The 8,953-nt window shown below is 42.7% G+C and carries 5 protein-coding genes; all 5 read left to right on the top strand.

Annotation, left to right across the window (positions count from 1 at the left end; all coding sequences use genetic code 11):
* Positions 1-1,277 (top strand): ABC transporter permease (locus VF500_RS30950; protein WP_330863350.1); only part of this gene is annotated, 1,277 nt, incomplete at its 5' end.
* A 75-nt stretch (positions 1,278-1,352) separates the two neighbouring features.
* On the top strand, positions 1,353-3,776 hold the full coding sequence (locus VF500_RS30945) for an ABC transporter permease (RefSeq protein WP_330863349.1): 2,424 nt from the start codon (positions 1,353-1,355) through the stop codon (positions 3,774-3,776).
* Positions 3,777-3,839: 63 nt separating this feature from the next.
* On the top strand, positions 3,840-6,215 hold the full coding sequence (locus VF500_RS30940; RefSeq protein ID WP_330863348.1) for an ABC transporter permease: 2,376 nt from the start codon (positions 3,840-3,842) through the stop codon (positions 6,213-6,215).
* 168 nt (positions 6,216-6,383) lie between these two features.
* Positions 6,384-7,421 (top strand): DUF4097 family beta strand repeat-containing protein, encoded by a 1,038-nt coding sequence (locus VF500_RS30935; protein ID WP_330863347.1) that lies wholly within the window; start codon positions 6,384-6,386, stop codon positions 7,419-7,421.
* A gap of 205 nt (positions 7,422-7,626) precedes the next feature.
* Positions 7,627-8,953: ABC transporter permease (locus VF500_RS30930; RefSeq protein ID WP_330863346.1), on the top strand; the 1,327-nt coding region annotated here is incomplete at its 3' end.

Here is an 8,953-nt window from a genome sequence, read left to right as displayed (position 1 = left end):
AAACATTAGCATGGTTGTTACCAGCGCTGTTAGTTATTGTGCTTGTAGTAGGTTTTGCAGCAGGTTCATATCCTGCGTTTTTCCTTTCGGCATTTCAGCCTATTAATGTACTGAGCGGTAAGCTGGCCGGTGGCTTTAAAGGAAGCAGGCTCAGGAGTGTGCTGGTAGTTTTCCAGTTTTCCATTTCAATATTCCTCATTATTGGCACCATCGTTATTTATAACCAGCTCAACTATATTCAAACCAAAAACCTGGGTTATAACCGTAACCAGGTGCTTGTTATCAATAAAGCATTTGAACTTGGTAGCCATGTCAAATCATTTAAGGACGAGATCAGGCAGCTGCCGGGTGTGGTTAATGCCACCTTAACGGGTTACCTGCCAACAGGGCATATGCGGAGCACCTCTATATTTTATAAAGATGCTTCACTTGATCAGAAAAAAGCTTTATTCCCTCAGAGCTGGAATATTGATGCTGATTATGTAGGTACGCTGGATATGAAGATAGCTGCGGGTCGTAATTTTTCGCAACAAATGCCTACCGACTCAACGGGCCTGGTAATCAACGAAACTGCCGTTCGTTTTTTGGGCTATAAAGATCCCATCAACAAAATTCTTTACCGCAATATGGATGGCAATCGCGACCATATGAAGCCATACCACATAGTTGGGGTGGTTAAGGATTTTAACTTCAATTCACTAAGGGAAAATGTCAGCCCGGTAGTGTTTTTGCTGGGCGATGATATGGGAGATATGAGCGTTAAAGTAAACACCAAAAATTTGCCGGCGTTGATCGATCAGATAAAAAACAAATGGCAGGGCATGACCCAAAGCCAGTTCAGCTATTCGTTTATGGATCAGGATTTTGATGCCAACTACCGTGCCGAGCAGCGTACAGGTACCATATCAATCATATTTACTGTGCTGGCCATTTCTATTGCCTGCCTCGGTTTGTTTGGCTTGGCTGCCTATGCCGCAGAACAGCGCACCAAAGAGATTGGGATTCGTAAAGTACTGGGCGCAAGCGTATCGGCTATCGTAAATACCTTATCTAAAGATTTTATAAAACTGGTGCTGATCTCCATTGCCATAACCACACCGGTAGCATGGTACCTCATGAACAAATGGCTGCAGGATTTTGCCTATCGTATCAGCATACAATGGTGGGTACTGGTACTGGCTGGAGCAGGTGCCATGTTAATAGCCATAGTTACAGTAAGTTTCCAATCTGTAAAAGCAGCATTGGCAAACCCGGTTAATAGCCTTAAAAACGAGTAGCAGTTTGCAGTGGCAGTTAGCAGTTATGTAACAGCAGGATACCAATGAACTAATGAACAATTGAACCAATGAACCATGTTTAGAAATTACCTTAAAACCGCTTTTCGCACATTGAAAAAAAATGTGGGTTTCACCGCAATTAATGTTTTTGGTTTAGCTCTTGGGTTGGCTACGTGTTTGCTTATTGTATTTTACGTGGTTGACGAGCTAAGCTATGATAAATTTAACACTAAGGCCGACAGGATCTATCGCGCCAATATGCAAATCAAGTTTGGCGGTATCGACCAAAGTTATGCATGTGCGCCTGCACCGCTGGGTGCTGCATTTCAAAACGATTACCCTGAGGTTGAACGTGCCTGCCGTTTGTTAATGCGCGGTGGTTATAATGTAAAAAAGGGTAATCAAATCATCCACGAAAACCGGATGATCCTGGCGGATTCGACCTTGTTTGATGTATTTACCCTGCCTATGATAGCAGGTGACCCCAAAAAGGCTTTGGTTGAACCTAATACCGTGGTGATAACCGAAAGCACAGCCAAACGCTATTTTAATACTACGCAGGCCGTGGGCAAAACTTTTACGTTTGATGAAAAGCTGCTGTACAAGGTTACCGGGGTAATTAAAGATCTTCCTAAGCAGTCGCATTTTCATTATGATTTTTTCCTATCGATGACCTCAGCAAAGGAAAGTAAGGAGAATGCCTGGTTCAGCAATAACTTCAATACCTATGTACTGCTTAAACCGGGTGTTGACGCTAAAAAGTTTGAAGCCAAATTCCCAGCACTGATGCGTAAATATGCTGGTCCTCAGTTGCAGGATATTTTACACCTTAATTTCGACTCGTTTGAAAGTGCGGGTAACAGGTACCAGTTGAGCCTTACACCGTTAAAAGATATTCACCTTAAATCAAACCTGCTATCTGAACTTGATCATAACGGAAACATTCAGTACGTATACATTTTTGGCGCGGTGGCTATTTTTATATTGCTGATAGCCTGCGTGAACTTCATGAACCTTTCAACTGCCCGTTCGGCAAACCGTGCGCGTGAGGTAGGGGTGCGTAAGGTACTTGGATCAAGGCGTCAATCACTTATAGCCCAGTTCCTGTCCGAATCCATCATGGTAACGTTTATAGCTACGATAATAGCTATGCTGATGGCTTATTTCCTGCTGCCGGTGTTCAATAATATATCGGGTAAAGCTATGGAACTTAATGTTAGTTCGTTGCTTTGGTTGGTACCTGCGTTGCTGGTTGCCGTTTTGGTGATCGGCTTTTTGGCGGGTTCATATCCCGCGTTTTTCCTTTCTGCTTTTCAACCAATTGATGTTTTAAAAGGCAAACTTGCATCAGGCTTTAAGGGAGGGATGTTAAGGAGTTCATTGGTGGTATTTCAGTTTTTTATATCGATAGTGCTTATTATAGGTACGCTGGTGATCTATAACCAGCTTAAATATATCCAGAATAAAGACCTCGGCTACAACCGTAGCCAGGTATTGGTGATCCACGGTGTATATGACCTTGGCGATCAGAGCAAGGTGCTAAGAGATGAAGTAAAACAGTTACCCGGTGTAATGGGCGTAACGATGACCGGCTTTTTGCCGACATCCGATTACCGCAACAGCAGCAGCGTTTTCCAGGAACGGGTGCTTGATCCTAAAAAAGCAGTATTGGCACAAACCTGGGTGGTGGATGACAGCTATCTGCCAACCCTTGGTATAAAACTAACCAGGGGGCGTAATTTCTCAAGCCAGATGCCTACCGATTCGGCAGCTATGATCATCAATGAGACAGCTGCAAAGCTGATGGGTGTACGCGATCCGCTCAATAAATCCATGTTTTTACCGATGGACAATATGGCCAAAACATTTAAAGAATATCATATCGTTGGCGTTATTAAAGATTTCAACTTTGCATCATTACGCACCAATGTAACACCTGTAGTATTGATGTATGGCGATAATACGGGCGCCTTGAGTGTAAAAGTAAATACCGCCAACATTACCGCGCTGATGGGTATGATCAAAGACAAATGGAAGTCGATAAAGCCGGGCAAAGAATTTGAATATTCATTTATGGATGAAGATTTTGATTCATCCTATCGTGCTGAGCAACGGATGGGTACCATATTTATCATATGTACCAGTTTAACCATCATTATTGCCTGTTTAGGTTTGTTTGGTTTGGCTGCATATTCTGCCGAACAGCGTACCAAAGAAATCGGGATCCGCAAAGTGCTGGGTGCTAATGTGGCTGCCATCGTGGGTATGTTATCAAAGGATTTTATTAAACTGGTAATGATTGCCCTAGTGATCGCTATCCCGGTGGCCTGGTTTGCCATGCAGCAATGGTTGCAGGGTTTTGCCTACCGCCAAAATATCCAATGGTGGGTGATCGTATTGGCCGGGGGGGCAGCTGTGTTGATCGCTTTTGTAACCATCAGCTTTCAATCCATCAAAGCGGCGCTGGCTAACCCGGTTAGGAGCCTCAAAAATGAGTAGCAGTTGGTAGTTGCAGACAGCAGTAAACGATGGACACTAACAAACTAATGAACAAGTGAACTAATGATACGAAATTATATAAAAACAGCCTGGCGGAACCTTTATCGTAATAAAGCATTTTCGCTGATCCATATCCTGGGGCTAACCATGGGGATAACCGTTTGCCTCATGATATTCCTGTATATCATGAATGAGTTTAGCGTGGATAATTTCCATAAGCAGGGCAAAGATATATACCGTGTGATGCGTGGTTTTGATAAGTCGAAAGCGCCTACTTCTTATCTTTCTGGGCCATACGCCCCTGCCATGCTGAATGATTTTCCGCAGGATGTAAAAATGGCGGTTCGGGTTTCACCGCAGAATGACCTGATCTCTTTTGGCGAAAAATCATTCAACGAAAAGAAGGTTTACGCCGTTGACTCCAATTTTTTCAGGCTATTTACCTTTCCGTTGCTCAGGGGCGATGCTGCTTCAGCTTTAAACAACCCTGGAAGCGTTGTAATTACAGAAACTACAGCTAAGAAGTATTTCGGCAACGTTGACAATGCCATGGGTAAAGTAGTGCAGATGGATAAACGCCTGCAATTAAAGGTAACCGGTGTTGCCAAAGATGTACCTTCCAACTCGCACCTTGATTTTGATCTGGTGGTTCCGATAGCAAATTACACCCGCGATCCTGGTTTTAATGTATGGATCAATAACGGTCTGTTTGTTTACGTGTTGCTCAATGAGCACAGCAGTCCTGCAGCGTTAGAAAGCCACTTTCCGCAGTTTATGGAGAAGTACATGGGCGAAGATATGAAGCGCTTCGGCACCAAATTTTACCTGAACTTAAGGCCTTTCAAAGATATTTATTTTGAAAATGCGTCCACGTTTGACAACGTGAAACATGGCGATAAAACGGTGGTATTCATCTTTATTTCGATAGCGGTACTCATCATGATCATCGCTTGTATCAACTTTATGAACCTGGCTACCATCCGCGCGGTGGAACGTTCGAAAGAGGTTGGTATGCGTAAAGTATTAGGCGCTTTACGAAATCATTTGGTATGGCAGTTTATAGGGGAGTCGTTATTGCTGGCATTTATTTCATGCGCGCTTTCTATCGGTTTGTTATTTCTGCTGATGCCTTCATATAATGCGCTTTTAGGTTATGATCTTACTGTATCATGGAACAGTGCGCCGATTTACCTGTTTCTTTTAGGAGTTATTGTATTTGTGGGCTTCCTTGCCGGAAGTTACCCAGCGATATTCATGTCGGCATTTTCGCCTATTGAGGCTTTAAAGGGTAAACTTAAGCTGGGTAAAGGCGGGTCTTTCTTCAGGCAATCGCTGGTGGTCTTCCAGTTCAGTATTTCGGTATTGCTGATCATTGGCACTATTGTGATCGTTAACCAAATGAGGTATGTAAAAAACAAATCATTAGGTTATGATAAGGAGCAGACGGTTATTGTGAAGATTGATAATAACGACATTTATGATCACCGGCAAACCTTTAAACACCGGCTTCAAAACTCCGACTATGTTAAATCGGTGTCCTTGATGTCGGGTGAGCCGGGTGGTTTTTTTGATATGCAGGGTTTTAATGTAGAAGGCCAGCACGCAACATTTAAATCACGAACCGAATATGCCGATTTTGAATATGTAAAAACCTTCGGGTTAAAGATCATTGCCGGCAGGGATTTTTCATCGCAATTTGCTACAGATACAACCAATTCGATATTGATCAATCGCACAGCCGCAAAAGAGCTTGGTTTTACACCGCAGCAAGCTATCGGTAAATGGATTAAAAATACAGTACGCGATAGCAATCGACGCACCATCATAGGCGTGGTTGAAGATTTCAATTTTCTTTCGCTTAAAGAAAACATGGATGCCCTGGTCATATCGCCAAGTGAAGACAGGCGCGTAGCGGTGATCAAATTAAAACCGGGGAATATCCAGGCCGGTTTGACAGCTATCAAAAACACTTACGCCGAAGTAGCGCCTATTTATCCATTTGAGTTTAGTTTTCTTGATCAGCAGTTTGATACCACTTATCGTAACGATATCAGGCAGCAAACTATGTTAAGCATATTCTCAGGTTTGGCCATCTTTATCGCCTGTTTAGGTTTGTTTGGCCTGGCTTCGTTTACCGCGGCTAAACGTACCAAAGAGATCGGGGTGCGCAAAGTATTGGGCTCATCGGTACAAAACATCCTTATCCTCATATCAAAAGACCTACTGAAGCCTGTATTATTGGCTACAGTAATTGCTATTCCATTAGGTTACTATTGTATGGATAAATGGCTTCAAAGTTTCGCTTATAAAACACCTTTATACTGGTGGATCTTCGCATTGGCGGCTTTGCTTACGTTTGTAATAGCCGTGGTTACCATCAGTTTCCAATCATTAAAGGCTGCGCTTGCAAATCCTATCAGGAGTTTAAGAAGCGAATAAAAACAGTCGGCAGATAGCAGTGGCAGTTTGCAGTTAAAAAATTATTTCCCTGAGCCCGTGTCCTCACGGGCTCTTTTCATATCCTACGGCCTCCAAATTTATTTTCAGCACCATGCAACGTATCTGCTAATGACTTGGTCTTGTATATATAAACCAAAGATCATTATTATGAAAAAGTATTTACTTGTGTTATTTGTTGCTTGTGCCGGTAGCAGCGTTTTTGCACAAAATAATCAGAAAACACCATATCTCACCAAATCATTATCAGGCCAGTCGGTAAAAGACGTATTTGTTAATACATCGGGTGGCAGTATCACTGTTAGCGGGGCATCAGGCGAAGAGCCAAGGGTAGAGGTTTTTATTCAAGGTAATAATGGCAATGGCGATTTGTCAAAAGAGGAGATTAAAAAACGTCTTGATGAAAATTATGATCTGAGCATTGATGTTAATGGCGGTGAGCTTCACGCCAAAGCCAGAAGCAAAAAAGATAATAACTGGGATTGGAAGAGATCATTAAGTATTTCGTTCCGCGTGTATGTGCCCGGCAATGTGGCAACCAACCTGAACACAAGCGGCGGTAGCATCCACCTTGATAATTTAACCGGAGCACAACAGTTTGAAACCAGCGGTGGTAGCTTACATCTCGATAAAATTACCGGTACTATCAAAGGCCGCACATCAGGCGGTAGTATTCATGTAAGCGACTCAAAGGAAAGTATCGACCTGGAAACTTCAGGAGGCAGCATCGAAGCCCGGAATTGTATGGGCCATATCAGGTTGGAAACATCCGGAGGTTCTTTACATCTTGAAGGTTTAAAAGGTGATATCAAAGCTACTACCAGCGGCGGCAGTATCAGCGGCAATAAAATCGATGGCGATTTTACTACAGGCACATCAGGCGGTAGCATTAATCTTACCGATCTTTCTTGCAGCCTTGACGCATCAACAAGTGCCGGTAGCATTCATGCACAATTTACAAGTGTAGGTAAATCGGTTAAAATTGATGCAAGCTCGGGCCGTGTTGATCTGCAGTTGCCATCAAAACAAGGTCTTAATCTTGATTTGCGCGCCGATAAGATAGAAACAAACCTTGCCGATAATTTTTCGGGCAGTAAGGACAAAGAAAGGGTGGAAGGTAGACTTAACGGCGGAGGCTCGTTGGTTGAAGTTAGAGGCAGCAACAGGGTTAACCTTACCGTGAACTAATAACGAAAACAAAGGATATTGTAGAGAGGCCTGTTGCTTAAATAGTGACAGGCCTTTTGCGTTGATTTGAGTGTATCATAATCGTACACATGGTGTTACGTCTTCGTACAGTTGCGATTAGAAATAAAATGTAAGTATTTGATATTTAGGAATTTGATTTATTGGTATGCATTTTAAAACTATTATACAGGTTAACCGTACACTCATGTTCAAAAACTACATCAAAACCGCCTGGCGAAACTTAAGGCGGAACAAAATATTCTCTTTTATCAATGTGTTTGGCCTGTCTGTAGGCTTAGCATGCTGTATGCTCATTTGTGCTTATGTATATAGTGAATTAAATTATGATCAATATCCGGCACAGGCCAAACAAACGTATCGTGTTGGTTTACGTTCCATTGAAAATAATGGCGTAAGCGAATACCCGATGGTTGACATCGCGGTAGGACAGGGGATTAAAAATATGTTTCCCGAAGTGCTTGAAACTACAAGGCTTGCCCGTCGTGGTCCGGTTTTTATAAAATATAACGACAGACAGTTTAAGGAAGAGCATGTACAGATGATAGATGCCAATTTCTTTCGCCTGTTTTCGATACCGTTGATTGATGGTGATGACAAAACCTGCTTTACTGAGCCGGGCAGCAGGGTGATTACGAAAGCGATGGCTACCAAATATTTTGGCAACCAGGAAGCTGTAGGAAAAGCTGTTACAATAGACGGGAAGCCTTATAAAGTAACAGGAGTAATTGACAAAATACCCGATGATTCGCACTTTCATGGCGATGCATTTTTAAATATGGCCCCTTTTGTTGAAAAAGCAAAGCAAAGCTGGAGCAATATTGGTTATTTTACTTATGTGGTATTAAATAAAAATGCCGACGCAAAAAAACTGGAAGCTGCTTTCCCTGGAATGGTGCGGAAATTTGTTGTGCCCGAAATTGCCCATGATATGGGTACGAGTTTGGCACAGGCAAGCAAATCGGTGAACACTTTCCTGTTTTTCCTGCAGCCTTTAAGCGATATCCACCTGCACTCGGCAACCAAATACGAATTGGAACCTAATGGAGATATTCATTATGTGTATATATTCGGTGCATTGGCTGTTTTTATATTGATATTGGCCTGCATCAATTTTACTAACCTATCAACGGCAAGTTCGGCCAAACGCTCAAAAGAAGTGGGGATCCGTAAGGTGCTTGGCTCTGAAAAAAGCGGGCTGGTTTCCCAGTTCCTCACCGAATCGGTTATGCTAACCTTAGGGGCTTTATTATTGGCATTAGGTATTGTATATCTGCTGTTACCGCTGTTCAATAATTTGGCAGGGAAACATATCGAACTTAGGTTTTTCCTGAGCCCCATGGCTTTGCTTATCGAACTGTTTACAGCTTTTGGGGTTGGAATTCTCGCAGGTATTTATCCGGCATTCTTCTTGTCCTCGTTCCAGATCATCGCTGTGTTAAAAGGCAACAGCGCTACCAAAGCAGAAGGAAAAGGGATTTTACGCAGCGGATTAATCATTTTTCAGTTTGCGG

The organism is Mucilaginibacter sp., from assembly GCF_036383575.1.
In the GTDB taxonomy this organism is placed as follows: domain Bacteria; phylum Bacteroidota; class Bacteroidia; order Sphingobacteriales; family Sphingobacteriaceae; genus Mucilaginibacter.
The sequence above is the reverse complement of the archived record's forward strand: the minus strand, read 5'-3'. Positions and strand labels throughout refer to the sequence as shown.